Genomic DNA, 2,588 nt, shown 5'->3' on the forward strand with positions numbered 1-2,588 from the left:
CGGTCACGGTCGACACCCCGATCGCGACCGCATCCGGGCACGGCGTGCTGGCCGACACGCCCCTGGCCGTCACGCCGCTCGACGTGCAGACCGAACCGACCGAGGAGTTCGTCAAGGTCGTGCAGCAGCAGGTCGAGCAGTTCCTCACCGAGTGCACGACGCAGGAGGTGCTGCAGCCGACCGCCTGCCCGTTCGGACTGCGGGTCACGAACCGGATCACCGCCCCGCCGAAGTGGTCCATCGCGAGCCAGCCTCAGGTCACGGTGATCCCCGACGAGGGCCACTGGCAGATCCCGACCACCGAGGCCGTGGCACACATCGACGTCGAGATCCAGTCGCTGTTCGACGGGTCGATCGCACCGCTCTCCGAAGACGTGCCGTTCCAGCTCAACGGCACGATCGTGATCCTGCCGAACGGCTCGGCGTCGATCCGGGTCGGCGCACCGGGCGACGTCCCAGTCGACTGAGGTCCCGGTCAGCCGAGTCCCTCTCGACTGAGTCCCTGTCTACTGAGTACGCGCGCGACGGGTCTCAGCGGCCTTCGCGCTCCTCGCGGCGCTGATCACGCTCGGCGAGGGCGGCGAGCTTGGCGTTGTACTCCTCGAGCTCCGCGTCACCCGTGCGATCCGCGTGCCGGTCCGCCCGACGCTGCAGCTTGGTGTCGCTGCGGCTCCACTGGATGGCGACCGTGATCGCGAGGATCAGCGTCGGGATCTCCCCGATCGACCACGCGATGCCGCCGCCGACGTACTGGTCCTGCAGCGGGTCCACACCCCAGTCGCGACCCATCGCCCCGAACCAGTCGGCGACCATCAGCCCCTCCTGCATCATGATCGCGATGCCGAAGAACGCGTGCATCGCCATGACGGCGATCAGCGTGATCAGGCGCCCGGGATACGGCAGACGGTACGGAACCGGGTCCGCGCCGATGAGGCTCATGACGAACAGGTAGCCCGAGATCAGGAAGTGGATGACCATCCACTCGTGCCCGAGATGCTCGAACATCGACCAGCGCACGAGATCGGTGAAGTAGAAGGCCCACAGCGACAGGATGAAGATCGCCGCCGCGACGAACGGATGCGTGACCACGCGGGCGAACGGCGAGTGCACGGCCCACATGATCCACTCGCGGCCGCCACGGGTGCCGTCGTCGCGCTTGTGGATGGCACGCAGCGCGAGGGTGATCGGGGCCCCGGAGACGAGCAACAGCGGGATCGCCATCGACAGCATCATGTGGCCCATCATGTGGATGCTGAACAGGTACTCCTGGTACGCGTTGATCGGCCCGCCGGTGACCCAGACGAGCAGCAGCGCCCCCAGCACCCAGAAGACGGTGCGATGGATCGGCCAGCGGTCACCACGCCGGTGCAGGCGCCACACGCCGGCCAGGTAGAAGAACAGTCCGAGGCCCGCGGCGATGAGCCAGAGCACGTCGATGTCCCATGCCGTGAACCAGCGCTCGAGGGTGAGCTCCGGCGGCAGCGTCGATCCGGTCAGGATCTGGGCGGGCGTCTGCAGGAAGGCGGCGGTCTCGCCGGTGGGCGGGGGCGTGCGGGCCAGTGCGGCCGCGGCGCCGGAGGCGAGGCCCATCAGCGCGACCTCGCACAGCACGAGCAGCCAGAACCAGCCCGCGGCACGGGCTCCGGCGAGCTTCGGGATGAGGCGCGCGCGGTACCAGGCGCCGAGCAGGCCCATGCCACCCAGCAGTGCGACCTTGGCGAGCACGATCCAGCCGTAGGGCGTGGTCCACAGCGCGTTCCAGTCGCCGACGGCGACGATCGATCGCGTGACCCCCGACACGGCGACCACGGCGAAGGCGGCGATCGCGAGCGACGAGTAGCGCCCGACGAGCCTCGCGGTGTCGACGTCGGCACGTCCGCGCAGCAGGATCAGCAGCAGAAGGCCGCCGAGCCAGACGGCGGCGCCGATCGTGTGCAGCAGGATCGAGTTGACCGCCATGTTGTGCCCGGCGAGATCGCCCGCGTGGCCCTGCGTGGCGAGCGGGAGGAAGGATGCCGCGGCCAGCAGCGCCGTGATGAGCGTGGGCGTCCACGAGCGCCAGGCGAACGCAAGCACCGTGATGATCGCACCGAAGAGCGTCGTGATGAGCCAGGACTGGCCGAGCGGCAGTTCCAGCAGGAAGCGGCCCAGCTGCGTACCGAACTCGCGCTCGATGCTGAGCTTCGGGTTGAAGGCGGCCATGAAGGCGAGGAACCCGGCGAGGCCAGCCGAGATCGTGAACGCGGCGGCGCCGACCGAGGCGATGTTCAGGGCGGCGTCGAACGAGCGATCCCCCGCGCGCAGTCCGAACAGCGCCAGCACGAGCGAGCCGAGCATCACCGCACCGGACATGTTCATCACGAGCTTGGCGATCGGCGTACCCCAGAGCACGAACGGGCCGGGGTCCTGCAGGAGCGGAGGCTTCGCACCTCCGCCGACGAGGAGCGCGAGCGTCAGGGCGACCAGTGCCGCGACGAGGAGGAGGACGATCCCGGCGATGCGATACGCCGAGATCCGACTCGTCGACTCACTGCGGGAACTCACCCCTCCAGCCTAGGCGCGCCCGGAGGGAGGAAAGCACGAAGGGC

1 protein-coding gene and 1 pseudogene are annotated in these 2,588 nt (G+C 69.2%); one reads left to right on the top strand and one right to left on the bottom strand.

Translation table 11 applies throughout. The features are described 5' to 3' along the window. A pseudogene (locus ACNPM4_RS12215) lies at positions 1-467 on the top strand (hypothetical protein); the annotation flags it as partial. 64 nt (positions 468-531) lie between these two features. On the opposite strand, the gene ACNPM4_RS12220 reads toward ACNPM4_RS12215, so the two are convergent. Beyond that, positions 532-2,544 carry a bifunctional copper resistance protein CopD/cytochrome c oxidase assembly protein gene (locus tag ACNPM4_RS12220; protein ID WP_448985865.1) on the bottom strand — a complete coding sequence of 671 codons (2,013 nt, stop codon included), beginning with the start codon at positions 2,542-2,544 and terminating at the stop codon, positions 532-534. Positions 2,545-2,588: the final 44 nt, after the last annotated feature.

The organism is Microbacterium umsixpiens, assembly GCF_053543675.1.